This is a genomic window from Anaerosalibacter bizertensis (assembly GCF_009696605.1).
Taxonomy (GTDB): Bacteria; Bacillota; Clostridia; order Tissierellales; family Sporanaerobacteraceae; genus Anaerosalibacter; species Anaerosalibacter bizertensis.
The window spans coordinates 17137-32090 of the sequence record NZ_VULR01000022.1 but is presented as its reverse complement, the minus strand read 5'-3'; the positions used below and the strand labels follow the sequence as shown (position 1 = coordinate 32090).

Genomic DNA, 14954 nt, shown 5'->3' with positions numbered 1-14954 from the left:
TATTTAAATCTACCTTTCTTATTTTTATCACCCCATTTTATAGTTATGGAGTATATTATACATTTTTTTATGATATTAGGACATAATCATAAACGATATATTGAGACATTATCATAAATAAATCACTAAGGTTAAAAAATTTAAAATATTTTCTTGACAAAATATAAACCTGGGGTTATAATGTATATTAAATATTTATAAAGTTAATTTGATAAAGCTTTGAAGGAGACATATATGCAGTTTTCTAACTTCAGAGAGCTGATGTTTGGTGAAAATCAGTGTTGGATATGTATATAATATATCACTCCTGAGCTTCCGATTTGAAAAACTAAAGGTTTTAGTAGATGAGGACGGTTGCTACCGATATATAGCTAGAGTTCAAGTAAAAATATTTACTTCGACTTGAAAATAGGCAGATTTATATCTGTAAAATAGGGTGGTACCACGAAAAAACCTTCGTCCCTATGAATATGTGAATATTCATAGGGACGAAGGTTTTTTATTTTATTATTTAAAAATATAATAAAATAAAACCATAATATATATACTAATCGGAATATTTTGAAGAATCTGAAAGGAGATGTATAAATGAAAAGAGAAACATTTAATTCAAAGTTAGGAGTACTTGCTGCAGCTGCTGGCTCTGCCATTGGCTTAGGAAACATATGGAGGTTTCCTTATATCACTGGTCAAAACGGTGGAGCTGCATTTATACTTGTATATATTATATGTATAGCCTTAATAGGCGTAGTAATGATGATGTCAGAACTTGCACTTGGAAGAAAAACTAATTCAAATCCAATAGGCGCTTTTAAAAAACTCAATCCAAAAGGAAAATGGCATTATACAGGAATATTAGCTGTATTAACTTCATTTATAATATTATCTTTCTATCTTATGATAGCTGGATGGGTTTTCTCTTATTTTATTAGTTCTTTAACTGGCCAATTACTCCATATAGCACCAGAAAATTTAAGCGCGCATTTTGAGACTATTTCTAGTAGTACTTTTAATGTATTGTTTTGGAATTTTATAGTTATAGTTGTAACATCTTATATAGTAATTTCTGGAGTTCAAAAAGGGATAGAAAAATACAGTAAAATATTAATGCCTATACTACTATTTACTCTAATAGCTTTAATGTTTAGATCTGTAACATTAGAAGGAGCAAAAGATGGATTGGATTTTCTTTTTAAACCTGATTTTTCTAAGCTTACAACCCAAGCAATATTGGAAGCATTGGGACATGCTTTCTATTCTCTAAGTTTAGGTATGGGAATAATAATTACTTATGGAAGTTATATAGATAAAGGCGAAGAATTAAAATCTCTATCTTTCCAAGTAATACTTGCAGATACTGTAATAGCAATAATGGCAGGTATTGTAATATTTCCAGCAGTTTTTGCATATGGGTTTGAACCAGCAGCTGGACCAGCCCTTATCTTTATTACTTTACCGGCAGTATTTCAATCAATGCCTTTTGGAGGAATTTTCGAGACCTTATTTTTCCTATTAGTAGGTATTGCTGCTATTACTTCTACTATTTCTCTGTTGGAAGTTTCTGTATCAGCTTTAACTGAAGAATTTGATTTAGGAAGAAAAAAAGCTATATTAATTATTTCATTTGCTCTATTCTTATTATCTATGCCAAGTTCTCTATCTTTTAGTTCTTGGAGTGGAGTAAAAATTTTTGGTCTATCTATTTTTGAGCTTTTAGATTTTATTGCATCTTATATCTTTTTACCAATTGGAGGAATTCTTACTTGCATCTTTATATCATGGATTTGGGGTACAAAAAATGCTTTTAATGAAATATGCGGTGAAACAGTAAATGCTTCTAAAAGCTATAGTATATATAATTTCCTAATAAAGTATATTGCACCTTTAGCTATATTTATTATATTGCTTTATTCCACTGGAATTATAAAATTCTAATATATTAAAAAGGGCTGTCTTAAAACTTTATTTTGAGACAGCCCTTTTTCTAGTTTCCATAAGCTTTATTTAATATTACCTTCAAATCTTCTTCTTTTACATCCCTTGGATTGGATGATGTACAAGCATCATTCATAGCTTTTTCTACTATTTCATCAATAGCTTGTCTAAAATCATCTTCCTTTATGCCCATTTCACTTAATGTATTGGGTACATCCATTTTTTCTTTTAATATCTTTATACCTTCAATTAAACTTAATACTCCTTCATTTGTAGTAGAACTAGGAAAACCTAAAATCTTTGATATTTCACAATATCTTTTAGCAATCCCTAATTCTCTATCTTCACTTATACCTGAGTTATATTCTATAATATATGGAAGCAGTATTGCATTAGCTTTTCCATGAGGTATATGAAATTTAGCTCCAAGGGCATGGGCAAGACTATGATTTATTCCAAGTCCTGCATTTGTAAAAGCTATACCTGCCATACAAGAAGCATCATGCATCTTTTCTCTAGATTCTATATTATTACCATCACTATATGCTTTAAGCAAATAACTAAATACGTGTTTTATGGCTTTTTCTGCATATATATCTGTATAACCAGAAGCCCCTCTAGCTACATAGGCTTCTATAGCATGGGTTAACACATCAAGACCTGTGTCTGCTGTAACTGATGGAGGAACTGTCTTTGTAAAGTTACAATCAATTATTGCAATATCTGGTACCATATCATCGCTAATAATCGGAATTTTAACATTGTTTTCTCCATCTGTTATTACTGAATAAGAAGTAACTTCAGATCCAGTGCCACTAGTTGTAGGTATTGCTATAAATAGTGGTTTTTTTATACTGTTTTTATCTATTAATTTTTCCAATATCTTCATATAGAAATATAGAATACCTTTTGCCGTATCAATAGAAGAACCTCCACCTATAGCTATTATGGTATCTGGCTTAAAATCAATCATTTCGTGTAATCCTTTTTTTATTACATCAACAGTAGGATCTGGAACAACTTTATCAAAAAGGCACCAATCTATATTATTATCATCTAATATATAGGTTATCTTTGCTATGTTTCCAAGCTCTACCATTAGCTCATCTGTTACAATATAGGCCCTTTTCCTTTTAATATCTTTAAGTTTTTCTATTGAGTTAATTTCATAGTATATTTCAGTGTTTAATTTAAATTTCTTCATATTGAATACCTCCAAACATTAGCTACAAATTTGGAAATCATTAATTACTTTCCTGCTTATTTAAAGTTTTGTTAGCTATAAACATGGCTAATATTATAGCTGTTATACCGCCAACAAGTTTCCCTACAATCATAGGAAAAATCATATCCTTTTCTACTCCGGCTACAAATCCTAAATGATCTCCAAAGACAAAGGAAGCACTTACAGCAAAAGCAACATTAATTATTTTGCCTCTATCATCCATATCCTTCATCATACCAAACATAGGTATATTGTTAGCCAATGAAGCTACTAGCCCTGCTGCTGCAACATCCCCCATACCTAATAATTTCCCAAGCTTTAATAATGGCTTTTTAAATACTTTTGTTATAAAATATACCATTGGAAATGCTCCTGCAAGCATTATTGCTATATCTCCTACTATAGCAATCCCTTCTGAAATCGGTGCCATTCCTGGGATTATTACTATTCCTGTAAGAGTTTCTATTGCAATTGCAGCAAGTCCTATAGTTATAACTACAACTACCCCTTTGCCAAAAACAATAAAACCTTTAATCATACCCTCAGGCTTCTTCCATAAACCTAATGCTAACAATAACGCCACTATAACTATTGGAACTAAGTTTTTCAATATCATAGATAATTCAAATCCTGCTACCAATCCACCTACAAGACAACCTATAGGTATAGTAATCATACCTGCAAGTATTCCTGTAGCTAAAAATTTATGGTCTTCTTTCTCAATAATTCCAAGAGCTACTGGAATTGTAAATACTATTGTTGGTCCCATCATCGCACCAAGTATAATCCCTGAAAAAAGTCCTGCTTGTTGACTCTGTGCAAGTTCAATTGCTAAGGGATACCCTCCCATATCAAGTGCAAGTAGTGTAGTTGCAAACATAGAAGGATCGGCACCAAGAGCTGTGTATATCGGCACAACTATAGGTTTTAAAATCGTAGCTAATACAGGTGCCAATGAGACTATACCTACCATAGCTAAAGCCAAAGAACCCATAGCTATAATACCTTCTTCAAACTGCTCCCCATAGCCATATTTATTTCCCAAAATCCTATCAATAGCTCCAATAACTAAAAATATAGTCATTATATACACAATAATATCATTAATTCCCATACTATCCACCTACCTTATATTTATTTTTTACTTATTAGGAAGTATAGTTTCTACTTCATTATGTGGTCTTGGTATTACATGAACAGATACAAGCTCTCCTACCCTTTCTGCTGCAGCTGCTCCTGCATCTGTAGCTGCTTTAACTGCACCTACGTCTCCTCTTACCATAACTGTTACTAATCCTCCGCCTACATGTTCTTTACCTACCAATTCAACATTTGCCGCCTTAACCATAGCATCTGCTGCTTCTATTGAACCTACAAGACCTTTTGTTTCTATCATTCCTAATGCATTCATACCTGCCATTTTTCATTCCTCCTCAATTTTTAATCTTTTCTAATACTTTTATAGCTATCTTGTTTATTTTCTCATCATCTTCTAAATTAAAATCTTCTTTCAATATACTAGACACTCTTTTAAAAAGATCTCCTTTTTCTACAGTTTTATCTATATTATTTTTGTATATGAGTTTAACTCCCCTTTCCTCTAAAATATCTTTGACTCCAGGAGATAAAATAATTGTATTGTCCACTAAAAAACTCTTTGCGTCTTCTTTTACAAATTTATCTAAATTTTTTTTAGTTATTAAAATTTTACTCATTTAATCACCCTCTATATCTAGTTCTACCTCATCAATTATCCCTATAATCGTTGCATCTATAGGTGTTTCTGCATTTCCTATAGCTTTTCTGGCAGAACTACCTTTTACTACTAAAACTGTTTCTCCTATCCCTGCACCTACACTATCTACAGCAACAATTGTGCTTCCTTCTTTTCCACTAGAATAATCGATAGGCTTTACTACAAGAAACTTAAAACCATTCAAAGATTCTTCTTTTCTTGTGGCCCATATATTGCCTATTACTTTCCCAATGATCATAAATATCTCCCTTTCACATATAGCTAAACTTTTTTTAATTCTAGATGATTCATATTTATATAATCTTTTGCAAGTGGAGTGATTAAACTATCCTTTTTTATACATATTTTTCTATATCCATTATGATAAAGTCTTTCTATATCTGATTGAGTAACTACTTTCTTATCTAAATAGCCATGTTCTTCACATGCAAACTTATTTTCTTCGTAAATATCGTTTAAACTCTCTTTAATTTGACTACATTTAACTATCTCTATTCCAAAACTTAAAAGTTTTTGCTCGTACTCAGTCATCATTAAATAAAAATTTTCATTGGATAAGCTTTTAAATTTTCTATAGTCTATCCCTTCTTCAATACATGTAACTTTCACTCCATAAAGTATAGCTTCTATTATAATTGACGAAACTTTGCTGCTAGGTCTTCCGTTAGCTATATCAACCAGATCTATAATAGATAGCTTAGGACATATAACTAGATCATAATTTTTTATCTGAGCTATATTCTCATCTATAAAATCAATTTCATCCCAATCAGATATAAATAAACTATATTTTAATTTAATCTCTTCTGATTCTTCTTCTAAAAATAAAATTCTTCTTTCCTTAATTTCCTTATCTTCTTCTATCTTCTTCAATACTTCACTAACTATTTTCTGTACTAAGCTGTCCTTTTCCATAAACTAGCCTCCTTACGAACAACAATTCATTGCTATTCCAAGTGGTGTAACTAAAAAAGGATTGGAAGGCTTTCTAGTCCTAATTTTTATTTCTTTTTCAATAATTTCTTCTATACCTTCAAAACAACAAGTTCCTCCAACCAGATATATATCATCTATTTCATAGTCCTTTATATTTTCTTTAATTATTGTAGAAACCTTTTGAATTACAGGCCTAATTATAGGAAGTAATTCTCTTTGCTTATTCTTGTCCATCTTCATTTTTTCAGCTTCTTCAAATTTAACTTTATAATTTCCTGCTATTACAAGGGACAAATGGGTTCCTCCTGTAGCTTCATCTGCTGTATACACTACTTTGCCATCCTTTAATATAGATATTCCTGTAGTTCCTCCTCCAATATCTACAATAACCCCATCCTCTATTTGAAGAACTGCATTAGCAGCTGTTGGTTCATCTAAGACTTTTATAACTTCCATACCTGCCCCTTCAACTACATATTTGTGGGTTTTAGCATCTCCTTTTGAAGTTCCTGGAGGTACTGCTATAGCAGCCTTATAAAGTTCAACCTCTAATCTTTCTTCAAGCTTTTCTTTAAGCTCTCTAACTATATTTAATGCTCCTATATAGTCTACAACAAGTCCATCTCTTAAAACTTGAGCAAACTTCATTTCACATGCTATAGGCTGTTTTTCTTTATTCAATACTACTAAGACTATATAAGCTGTTCCTAAGTCAACCCCTACAAATAATTCTTCATTTTTATTAAATTTCACTGCCTCATCAATAGTTTTTTCTGTTTTTTCTATGAGCTGATTTACTCTATTAAAGTCCATTATCTTCTCTCCCTTTATGAAATGATCTCTCCTACCATCCCATTTTCAAAGCTTGAGGCATTGGCTTCGTCAAAGTCTATATGCATACTTAGTTTATATTTATCGCTAACCCTTATAACTACATCTTCAAATATAACTGGCCTATCACTTTTAACCCTTACATTTACAATGTCCTTATCTTTAACTTTTAATTTCAAGGCATCTTCACTATTCATATGGATATGTCTTTTAGCCACGATAACTGATTCTTTAGCTTCAATTACAGCTTTTCTTGTTGCTATATATATTGTTTCGCTTCCATCTAAATCTCCAGAATCTCTCACTGGTGGATCAATCCCTAATTGTCTAGCATCTGTTTTAGATATTTCTACTTGGGTTCGGACTCTTTCTGGACCAAGGACCGCTACATTTTCTATTACGCCTTTAGGACCTACTAAAGTAACCCTTTCTTCACATTGATATTGTCCTGGTTGAGACAATTCCTTTTTCCTTTTTAATTCATAACCTTTTCCAAATAGTACTTCTACATGTTCTTTACTTAGGTGGATATGCCTGCCTGAAGCTTCTATAGGAATAATATTGGGATTTTTCAATGTCTCTTTTACTCTCCTTGCTATTTCTTTAATCAATTTTTCATCCATTTCCTCACCCCTTTACCTATACTCTCCCGCTTTATATTTGCACATGAGAATATATATTCCACTACTCAATCTATTTAAAGCTTTTATTATATCAACTCTTTCAATTCCATTTTCCTTCTTAAAAGCTTTAACTGCTGCCAATTCTACTTCTCTAGAGCTACTTCTTAAGGAATTAAGCTTCAACATTATTTCGTCCATTTTATAATGAGGTAAAATATGCCCAACACCAAAATATTTTTTAGGAAAATGGGACATATCTCGCAGTTCTCCTTCAGTAAGTCCAAACAACTTTTCTCTAGAATATTCTTCACTTAAAACTTCACATCTTAAAATTTCTCTTACATATTCTAATACCTCTTGAAGTTCCATAGATAGTTTCTCAACATCTTTAACATATGATAGATGTTGAAGTTCCAATATTTCAGATTGTAAGCTATCTAATTTCCCCCTAAATATTATTCTTGGATCATCTTTATATACAAGTTTGTTCCCAAAAAGATGTGTCATATATTCAGGTTTTTGTTCAAAGGCCCCTCCAGAATAATAAGAAATATATTTAGGAGTTATCTTTCCTTCCGGAATTCTAATTTCTTTAAATTCAAACTCATCTTCTTTACATTCATCTTCTTTTTCTGTATTTTCTCTTTTTACTATAAACTCTACATTTTTTTCTTTTAAATACTGCCTAGCTGCTGGTGTAACAATTAGATCTTCATTTACTATATATTTCTCTGGTATATCTTTCTTAAATTCTACTCTAAGAGCTTCTTCTGTTAAAACCCTCATTGACTCACTCCCTTTTACAGGTAAAGTTTAGATACCAGGCCATAGAAATGGCCTGGTATTTAATTATTCTTGAACTTTAGGAAGTATAGTTTCTACTTCATTATGTGGTCTTGGTATTACATGAACAGATACAAGCTCTCCTACCCTTTCTGCTGCAGCTGCTCCTGCATCTGTAGCTGCTTTAACTGCACCTACGTCTCCTCTTACCATAACTGTTACTAATCCTCCGCCTACATGTTCTTTACCTACCAAAACAACATTTGCTGCCTTAACCATAGCATCTGCTGCTTCTATTGAACCTACAAGTCCTTTTGTTTCTATCATTCCTAATGCATTCATACTTGACATTTAAATTCCTCCCTTATTATTCATTAATTTTTTGAATTTGTTCCATTACAAGTTTAGTTATAGCTTCTATATCAATGTTTCTTAAATCTTCTGACTCACATTCCACACAACTTTCCATATCAACATCTTCAACTCCGTAAGCCATTCTTCTTATATTTATAAGATTCATAGGAGTTATATTATCAGAAGTTGCACTTCCTCCTATAGCTCCACATCCTAATGTAAGAGAAGGAGCTAAGTTAGTTGTTATTCCTACTGCACCTTGAGATGAAGGTGTATTCACCAATATTCTCGATACTGGTTTTTTAAGTCCAAATTCTCTTATTATATTTTCATCTTTCGAATGGATTGAAAGAGAATGACCAAGTCCTCCATTTTCTAAAAGCTTAAAACATAATTCACATGCTTCTTCCCAATCTTCAACTACATAAAACCCTAAAAGTGCAGTCAACTTCTCTTTTGAAAATGGATATTCTTTTCCAATTCCCTTTTCTTCACAAAGTAATACTCTAGTACCTTCTGGTATATCTATACCTACCATATCAGCAATTTCTTGGGCTGATTTTCCAACTATTTTAGGATTCATTCCTCCATTTGGTCTTTCCATTATTTCAACTATCTTTTCCAGTTTTTCTCCTTCTAGGAAATAACCTCCTTGCCTCTCAATTTCATCCTTAACCTTATCTTCAATTATTTTTTCTGTAACAATAGATTGTTCTGAAGCGCATATAGTTCCATTATCAAAAGTTTTACTTGCAAATATTCTCTTTACGGCCAACTTAATATCTGCACTTCTCTCAATATAAGCTGGTACATTTCCAGGACCTACTCCTAATGCTGGTGTTCCTGAACTATAAGCTGCCTTAACCATTGCAGAACCACCTGTAGCAAGTATAAGAGCTACATCTTTATGTTTCATTAGTTCATTTGTTCCTTCTATAGTTGGATGTTCCATACAAGATATTAGTCCATCTGGTGCACCATTTGCCACTGCTGCTCTATTTAAGATTTCAACCGTCTTTGATATACATCCAATAGCGCTAGGATGAGGACTAAATACAATAGCATTTCCTGATTTAAGAGAAATAAGAGCCTTGTATATTGCTGTTGATGTTGGGTTAGTAGATGGAATCAAACCTGCAATTACACCTACTGGAGTTCCTATTTCTACAATTTTTCTCTCCTTATCTTCATTTAATACACCTATGGTTTTCATATCTTTTATATATTCATATAATTTGTCGCTAGCAAGTTTATTCTTTTCAACTTTATCTTCCCATTTACCAAAGCCTGTTTCTCTCTTTGCAAACTTAGCAAGATTTTCAGCTTCTTTAGAAGCTGCTTTAGAAACAGCTTGTACTATTTTATCTATCTTATATTGATCAAAGGTGCTAAACCTTGATTGAGCTTCTTTTGCTTTTTGTACAAGATTTCTAACTTCTTGAATAGATATTAAATCTTTATCTTTGATCATAGTATCCTAACCTTCTTTCCTTGAATATTCTATAATTGCCTCAATCAATTCATATTTTTTAGCAAATTTTATTTGGTTATTATCCATATTGAAATTCTCAAGCATTCTAACCATCTTTCTCAACTCTACAACCTTCATTTCACCCAGTTGTTTTTTATCATTTAACTGAATAATTTTATCATTGAATTTTATAGTTTTTTTTTACTATCTTGAGACTTTCTATCTTCAGTTTTCTTTTCTTTAAACTCTTCCTTTTTAGGTTCTTCTTTTTCTATTTTTTCAAAACTCTCTTCTGCTATGATTTTGTCTTCAACTTTATCTTCATCTTTATAAAACACTTCATCAAGGCCTTCTCCAGTTCTAGCAATAACAGTTGTAGATATTACTTTTCCAACTCTACTTGCAGCTGCTTCTCCTGCATCAACGGAAGCTTTTACTGCACTAACATCGCCAGTTATTAATATTGTTACAAGTCCCCCTTTTATAAACTCACATTTCTTTAAGTTTACATTTGCTGCTTTAAGACTTGCATCGGCTGCTTCAATAGCAGCTACATAACCATAAGTTTCAATTAATCCTAAGGCTTCTTTATTCATCATTATCACCACTAATATTTAGTAGGATTGTCAGCAACAAACTTTACTGCATCTGCAAAAGCATCACATGCTGCTTTACATGCAGATTGGCTTCCTGTCAACAATCCTCCACCAAAGTTAGTTTCAGATGGCGGTCCATAAAAATCTACCATCTTTACATCAGCAGCTTTCAAAGCAGCATCTAGTGCATACATGGCTTCTAAAGGGGGTGCTATTAGATAGGCTATTGCTTCTCCTTCTTTAATTCCTGCACCTTCTGACAAATAAGATCCTGTTCTAGATATACAGTGTGCAAAATACACTATAGAATCATCATCATTTGCACTATAGAAAAAGGCCTCATTCTCTATAAAATCTATTGCTGCATTTAAACCACTTTTTACTTCTGCAGGATTTGGACCTGACAATATTCCAATAAATTCACCAGCTAATTTAGTGTTAGCATTTGCTGCTCCACCATAAAAAGACCTTGCATAAGCTACCTTTACATCAGCTTTTTTGGTAGCATCATCCAATGCAGTATAACCTACATCATCACAATCAGTAGTTATTATGCCTATACTTCTATGTTCTGAAGGTAGTTCCAATTCTTTTACCATATCTAAACTTACATTTGGAATAAGTTTTACACTTAGCACTTTTGTAACCAATCTATCATCTCTCATATTTAAAACCTCCACTATTTATAGTTTTAAATTTAAACCACTAGCTTTTTGTTCAAGCATAGTTTTTATTACATCTGCTATATGAGCTCCAGCTTCTACAGCAGGAGTACCACCACTATGAATATTTGATACTACTGTTCTATTAGACTCTGGCATTCCCACAGTTGGTTTATAAGCCATATAACAACTCATGCTTTCTCCTGTTGCAAGGCCTGGTCTTTCCCCTATAAGAACTACTACTACTTCAGGATTTAAAGCTTCTCCAATAGCATCCATAGCAGGTACTCTTCCATGTTTAACAAAGAAAGGTTTCCCTACCTTTATTCCATGGCTATTTAATCCTTGAACAATTGCATCATAAGTGTCCTTCGCATTAGTCTCTATGGCAGTAGAACTAAGACCATCAGAAATATAGATTTGAACTTGAGCATTCATATCGCATTCTTCTTTAAGAAGTTTTATAGTTTCATCATCAAATTTTCTTCCTAAATCTGGTCTCGTTAAATATTCATCTTTATCTTTACACATAGTGCTTACTGATAAAAGATTCCAATCCTTTAAAAAATCATCTGAAACATATGTGAACACTGCATCCATAGCAACACCATGATCTGCTCTAAATCTTAACAACGTTTGAGTCTTACACCTTGCTCCAGCTTTTGATATTCCTACTCTTGCTGGAGTATATTCTTTCAATTTCAAATAAGCATCTCTATTCTCAGAACCTTCAACTAATAATTGTTTCTTTAAATCTATAGTAGTTATGTCCAATATATCCTCATCATCTATACTACTCTTATCTAAAACTGCTTTTAATACTTCTTCTTGCTTTTCATTATCTTTCTCATTAACACCCATTTCACTCATAACCTGCTCTATTAAATCCTTCAGTTCTCTTTCAGTAACCATATTTCTTTCCTCCTTTTTCACCGGCTATTTAATAAATATAGAAGCATCTCCAGCCCTTTTAGTAAGTTTGCCATCTTTATAAATTCCCATTTTTTCTAACCAAATTTCAAATTCTCTTATAGGTCTTAAACCTAATAGTTCTCTTAAAGCTGCTCCATCATGATAGCCTAATGTTTGATAGTTAAGCATTACATCATCACCTTGTGGTACAGCAATCAAATAGTTGCAACCAGCTGTCGAAAGAACTATAGCTAGGTTTTCTAAATCATTTTGATCTGCTTTCATATGGTTTGTATAACATGCGTCTACACCCATAGATATTCCACTTAATTTACCCATGAAATGATCTTCCAATCCTGCCCTAATAACTTGTTTGCTATCATATAGATACTCTGGTCCTATAAATCCTACAACAGTATTTACTAAAAATGGTTCATATCTTTTAGCAAATCCATAACATCTAGCTTCCAATGTAACTTGATCTACTCCAAAATGAGCATCTGAAGATAATTCTGAACCTTGTCCAGTTTCAAAGTACATAACATTTGGCCCTACAGATGTACCTTCTTTAAGAACAAGTTCTCTTGCTTCATCTAATAATTCAGCAGTTACTCCAAAAGCTTCATTTCCTTTTTGAGTTCCTGCTATACTTTGGAATATCATATCACTTGGAGCCCCTTTTCTTATAGCTTCCATTTGAGTTGTTACGTGAGCAAGAACACAGTTTTGTGTAGGAATTTCCCATTTTGTCTTTACTTCTTCAAATAAATTCAATACACTTGTAACACTTTCAACACTATCGTCTACAGGGTTAAGTCCTAAAACAGCATCACCTATTCCATAACTTAAACCTTCATACAACGATATAAGGATTCCATCAATATTATCACTAGGATGATTTGGTTGAAGTCTCATAGCCAACGTATTTTCAGTCCCAATAGTAGTGTTACAATGAGCTATAACTTTAATCTTCTTAGCTGCATAAACAAGATCAAGATTAGTCATAAGTTTCGCTACAGCGGCTATCATTTCACTTGTTAGACCTCTTCTTATTCTTCTAATATCCTGGTCTGTAGTTTTAACATCCAATAACCACTCTCTAAGTTCTGCAACTGTCCAGTTTTTTATCCCATTGTAAATCTTTTCATTTACTGCATCTTGAATAATTCTTGTAACTTCATCTTCTTCATATGGGACTACTGGATTGTTTCTTAGGTCACTTAATGTTAAATTACTTAATACTTCTTTTGCAGCAATCCTTTCTGTAAGAGATTCAGCACTAATACCTGCTAAACTATCTCCTGATTTTTCTTCATTTGCCTTTGCTAACACTTCTTTAATATCTTTAAATTGATAAACAGTGCCAAAAAGCTTAGTTTTTAATCTCATTACCTTCACCTCTTTAATTTAATAGTTAAATAATAATGTTTTCACTATAACTGGTACTACCTTTCCTTCAGCCAAAGGCTTACCTATGTCTATATAATCTCCATCTGATACTTTTATGGAATCTATACAAACTATATCTTTTTTATTATTTAATTGGGTTTTTAAAGTTTGCCCAAGAACCTTTGCCATATCACTTTCTGCAATAACTATAAGAGGAGCATTAGAGTTTATTATCTCTTCCATACCATTTATAATTGAATTAGAAAGTTCTTGAATATATTTAAAGCTCCCACTTTTCAATCCTTTAATAGCTAATGCTACTAATTGTTTATTATCTTCCAATCCAAACCACTTTAATTTATCAGCAATAACTTTACTCATCTCATCAAAGCTAAGTTTTTCATCTTCCTCAGTTAACTTTAATATCGGGATATTTTTTATAGGAAGAACATCTTCGCTAACATCTATAGTACTTCCACTTATATCTGTAGTATGAGAACCTGCTCCTACTACAGTAGCCCTTATGGTTTCAGCTGGTTTTAATGTTTTTTTCTCTTTAGTCAGCTTAGAATCTTTTATAGATTTTCCTAATAAAAACCCTACATCTTCAAATTGGAACCAATTATCAGGTTGGTTAGAAATACAATCTGCAACCCCACCTGTAAAAGATAGATACTCTATTTCATAATCTCTTCTTAAGTCATGATTTGTAATTAAAAGTTCCAACTCTTCGGAAGGTTCTTTTATTCCTACAATTTCTTCAAGGACTTCTGCCATTTTATTTGTTATCTTTTCCAGTTCATTCTTATCTAATTTAGAACCTACAGATATTTTTAATCCTATTCTCTCTACTAATTGCTTCATCTTCTCTGATAGATAAGTTACTTCACTATTTTCTTTATCGATTTTTATAAGTCTTCCACCTATGTCAAGACAAGCTGTATCTATTACATCCCCATTTTTAAATACAGATATATTTGTAGTACCACCTCCTATATCTAAGTTTGCTACTACAGTTCCTTTTTGTTTAGAAAACTCACCTGCACCTGCACCTTTACCTGCAATAATTCCTTCTAAATCTGGTCCAGCTGTAGCTACTACAAATTCTCCTGCAAATCCACTTAAACTTTTGAGTACTTCACTAGCATTTTCTTTTCTAGCAGTTTCTCCAGTTATAATAACTGCTCCAGTATCTACATCTTCTGGTCTTATGCCTGCTTTTCTATACTCGCCTTCAATTATTTTCTTCACTCCTATTGCATCTATTTCTGTAAGGGATAATAAGGGCGTAAAATATATTTCACTTCTATATATAACTTTTTTCTCTACTATAGATATCATTGGTACAGAAACTATAGAAGCTTTGTTTTCAATGATTATATTGCTAAAAACCAGTTGAGTTGTAGATGTTCCTATATCTATACCTACACTTAAAATATCTTCCTTCATGGGACCCTCTCCTTTAAAATTCAAAAAAAGAG

General features: G+C 32.3%; 18 protein-coding genes and 1 other annotated feature. Of the genes, 1 reads left to right on the top strand and 17 read right to left on the bottom strand.

What is annotated here, in order from left to right; translation table 11 throughout:
• Window positions 1–210 precede the first annotated feature (210 nt).
• Window positions 211–467: a binding site (T-box leader), on the top strand.
• 121 nt (window positions 468–588) lie between these two features.
• Entirely contained in the window at window positions 589–1935 is a 1347-nt protein-coding gene (locus tag FYJ27_RS11745; RefSeq protein ID WP_154485014.1) for a sodium-dependent transporter, read from the top strand.
• Window positions 1936–1984: 49 nt separating this feature from the next.
• Here the strand turns inward: FYJ27_RS11745 and FYJ27_RS11740 are convergent, their stop codons facing one another.
• The 17 genes from FYJ27_RS11740 to eutA all read right to left on the bottom strand — a co-directional run bounded on the left by FYJ27_RS11740 (window position 1985) and on the right by eutA (window position 14922).
• Window positions 1985–3139 (bottom strand): 1-propanol dehydrogenase PduQ, encoded by a 1155-nt coding sequence (locus FYJ27_RS11740; RefSeq protein WP_154485013.1) that lies wholly within the window; start codon window positions 3137–3139, stop codon window positions 1985–1987.
• 40 nt (window positions 3140–3179) lie between these two features.
• Window positions 3180–4274 (bottom strand): ethanolamine utilization protein EutH, encoded by a 1095-nt coding sequence (gene eutH / locus FYJ27_RS11735; protein ID WP_154485012.1) that lies wholly within the window; start codon window positions 4272–4274, stop codon window positions 3180–3182.
• A 27-nt stretch (window positions 4275–4301) separates the two neighbouring features.
• Window positions 4302–4580 carry an ethanolamine utilization microcompartment protein EutM gene (gene eutM, locus FYJ27_RS11730; protein ID WP_154485011.1) on the bottom strand — a complete coding sequence of 93 codons (279 nt, stop codon included), beginning with the start codon at window positions 4578–4580 and terminating at the stop codon, window positions 4302–4304.
• Window positions 4581–4593: 13 nt separating this feature from the next.
• Entirely contained in the window at window positions 4594–4875 is a 282-nt protein-coding gene (locus tag FYJ27_RS11725; RefSeq protein WP_154485010.1) for a hypothetical protein, read from the bottom strand.
• The gene (locus FYJ27_RS11720) at window positions 4876–5154 is read right to left on the bottom strand and encodes a EutN/CcmL family microcompartment protein (RefSeq protein ID WP_154485009.1); all 279 of its coding nucleotides are present in this window, start codon (window positions 5152–5154) and stop codon (window positions 4876–4878) included.
• A 23-nt stretch (window positions 5155–5177) separates the two neighbouring features.
• Complete coding sequence (locus FYJ27_RS11715) at window positions 5178–5831, bottom strand: hypothetical protein (protein WP_154485008.1); 654 nt, start codon at window positions 5829–5831, stop codon at window positions 5178–5180.
• Window positions 5832–5843: 12 nt separating this feature from the next.
• The gene (gene eutJ, locus FYJ27_RS11710; RefSeq protein ID WP_154485007.1) at window positions 5844–6665 is read right to left on the bottom strand and encodes an ethanolamine utilization protein EutJ; all 822 of its coding nucleotides are present in this window, start codon (window positions 6663–6665) and stop codon (window positions 5844–5846) included.
• 14 nt (window positions 6666–6679) lie between these two features.
• Window positions 6680–7306, bottom strand: coding sequence for a phosphate propanoyltransferase (pduL, locus tag FYJ27_RS11705; RefSeq protein ID WP_154485006.1), 627 nt, complete (start codon window positions 7304–7306; stop codon window positions 6680–6682).
• A gap of 12 nt (window positions 7307–7318) precedes the next feature.
• The gene (locus FYJ27_RS11700; protein ID WP_154485005.1) at window positions 7319–8092 is read right to left on the bottom strand and encodes a cobalamin adenosyltransferase; all 774 of its coding nucleotides are present in this window, start codon (window positions 8090–8092) and stop codon (window positions 7319–7321) included.
• Window positions 8093–8155: 63 nt separating this feature from the next.
• Entirely contained in the window at window positions 8156–8440 is a 285-nt protein-coding gene (gene eutM / locus FYJ27_RS11695; protein ID WP_154485004.1) for an ethanolamine utilization microcompartment protein EutM, read from the bottom strand.
• A gap of 16 nt (window positions 8441–8456) precedes the next feature.
• Complete coding sequence (locus FYJ27_RS11690) at window positions 8457–9914, bottom strand: acetaldehyde dehydrogenase (acetylating) (RefSeq protein ID WP_154485003.1); 1458 nt, start codon at window positions 9912–9914, stop codon at window positions 8457–8459.
• 6 nt (window positions 9915–9920) lie between these two features.
• A complete protein-coding gene (locus FYJ27_RS12980) occupies window positions 9921–10052 on the bottom strand; it encodes a hypothetical protein (protein ID WP_268234927.1) in 132 nt (43 codons plus the stop codon).
• Between the two features lie 50 nt (window positions 10053–10102).
• Window positions 10103–10513 carry a BMC domain-containing protein gene (locus FYJ27_RS12815; RefSeq protein ID WP_459410825.1) on the bottom strand — a complete coding sequence of 137 codons (411 nt, stop codon included), beginning with the start codon at window positions 10511–10513 and terminating at the stop codon, window positions 10103–10105.
• 8 nt (window positions 10514–10521) lie between these two features.
• Window positions 10522–11175, bottom strand: coding sequence for an ethanolamine utilization microcompartment protein EutL (gene eutL / locus FYJ27_RS11680; RefSeq protein WP_154485002.1), 654 nt, complete (start codon window positions 11173–11175; stop codon window positions 10522–10524).
• Window positions 11176–11193: 18 nt separating this feature from the next.
• Complete coding sequence (gene eutC / locus FYJ27_RS11675) at window positions 11194–12084, bottom strand: ethanolamine ammonia-lyase subunit EutC (protein ID WP_154485001.1); 891 nt, start codon at window positions 12082–12084, stop codon at window positions 11194–11196.
• A 24-nt stretch (window positions 12085–12108) separates the two neighbouring features.
• Entirely contained in the window at window positions 12109–13473 is a 1365-nt protein-coding gene (locus FYJ27_RS11670) for an ethanolamine ammonia-lyase subunit EutB (protein ID WP_154485000.1), read from the bottom strand.
• Between the two features lie 18 nt (window positions 13474–13491).
• Window positions 13492–14922, bottom strand: a complete 1431-nt coding sequence (eutA, locus tag FYJ27_RS11665) for an ethanolamine ammonia-lyase reactivating factor EutA (RefSeq protein ID WP_154484999.1) — start codon at window positions 14920–14922, stop codon at window positions 13492–13494.
• Window positions 14923–14954: the final 32 nt, after the last annotated feature.

Bases quoted from the DNA above. Each gene is read 5' to 3' on its own strand.
- FYJ27_RS11745 (WP_154485014.1), top strand. From the start codon at position 589: ATGAAAAGAGAAACATTTAATTCAAAGTTAGGAGTACTTGCTGCAGCT.
- FYJ27_RS11740 (WP_154485013.1), bottom strand. From the start codon at position 3,139: ATGAAGAAATTTAAATTAAACACTGAAATATACTATGAAATTAACTCA.
- eutH (WP_154485012.1), bottom strand. From the start codon at position 4,274: ATGGGAATTAATGATATTATTGTGTATATAATGACTATATTTTTAGTT.
- eutM (WP_154485011.1), bottom strand. From the start codon at position 4,580: ATGGCAGGTATGAATGCATTAGGAATGATAGAAACAAAAGGTCTTGTA.
- FYJ27_RS11725 (WP_154485010.1), bottom strand. From the start codon at position 4,875: ATGAGTAAAATTTTAATAACTAAAAAAAATTTAGATAAATTTGTAAAA.
- FYJ27_RS11720 (WP_154485009.1), bottom strand. From the start codon at position 5,154: ATGATCATTGGGAAAGTAATAGGCAATATATGGGCCACAAGAAAAGAA.
- FYJ27_RS11715 (WP_154485008.1), bottom strand. From the start codon at position 5,831: ATGGAAAAGGACAGCTTAGTACAGAAAATAGTTAGTGAAGTATTGAAG.
- eutJ (WP_154485007.1), bottom strand. From the start codon at position 6,665: ATGGACTTTAATAGAGTAAATCAGCTCATAGAAAAAACAGAAAAAACT.
- pduL (WP_154485006.1), bottom strand. From the start codon at position 7,306: ATGGATGAAAAATTGATTAAAGAAATAGCAAGGAGAGTAAAAGAGACA.
- FYJ27_RS11700 (WP_154485005.1), bottom strand. From the start codon at position 8,092: ATGAGGGTTTTAACAGAAGAAGCTCTTAGAGTAGAATTTAAGAAAGAT.
- eutM (WP_154485004.1), bottom strand. From the start codon at position 8,440: ATGTCAAGTATGAATGCATTAGGAATGATAGAAACAAAAGGACTTGTA.
- FYJ27_RS11690 (WP_154485003.1), bottom strand. From the start codon at position 9,914: ATGATCAAAGATAAAGATTTAATATCTATTCAAGAAGTTAGAAATCTT.
- FYJ27_RS12980 (WP_268234927.1), bottom strand. From the start codon at position 10,052: ATGAAGGTTGTAGAGTTGAGAAAGATGGTTAGAATGCTTGAGAATTTC.
- FYJ27_RS12815 (WP_459410825.1), bottom strand. From the start codon at position 10,513: ATGATGAATAAAGAAGCCTTAGGATTAATTGAAACTTATGGTTATGTA.
- eutL (WP_154485002.1), bottom strand. From the start codon at position 11,175: ATGAGAGATGATAGATTGGTTACAAAAGTGCTAAGTGTAAAACTTATT.
- eutC (WP_154485001.1), bottom strand. From the start codon at position 12,084: ATGGTTACTGAAAGAGAACTGAAGGATTTAATAGAGCAGGTTATGAGT.
- FYJ27_RS11670 (WP_154485000.1), bottom strand. From the start codon at position 13,473: ATGAGATTAAAAACTAAGCTTTTTGGCACTGTTTATCAATTTAAAGAT.
- eutA (WP_154484999.1), bottom strand. From the start codon at position 14,922: ATGAAGGAAGATATTTTAAGTGTAGGTATAGATATAGGAACATCTACA.